Origin of the sequence: Streptomyces sp. P17, from assembly GCF_032436805.1 — a bacterium.
In the GTDB taxonomy this organism is placed as follows: domain Bacteria; phylum Actinomycetota; class Actinomycetes; order Streptomycetales; family Streptomycetaceae; genus Streptomyces.
Genome location: NZ_JAVRBF010001001.1, coordinates 1 through 262, shown reverse-complemented (window position 1 = coordinate 262; position 262 = coordinate 1). Strand labels below are relative to the sequence as shown.

General features: G+C 80.9%; 1 pseudogene. It reads right to left on the bottom strand.

The features are described 5' to 3' along the window. Positions 1 to 262 (bottom strand): annotated as a pseudogene (locus RMT89_RS43730) (hypothetical protein); the annotation flags it as partial.

The window sequence follows — 262 nt, the reverse complement described above, 5'->3', positions numbered from 1 at the left end:
CACCGAGATGGTCGGCGAGCGCGTCCGCGACCGGTCCGCCCGCGCGGAGGTCGTCGGCCAGGCCGCGGAGCAGCCGGCCGTACAGCGGCGAGCCGAGCCGGTCGCACGCCTGCGCCTGGGCGAGCAGGTGCGCCGCGGCCCGCTCCGGCGCAGCAGCCTGACCCGCCGGCCCGGCCACGGCCGGGGTCAGTCGACAGCGGGGGTCGGCACCCCGCCGTCCGACGACGTGGGCCCGGAGACAGGGCCGGAGGGCGCCGAGGAC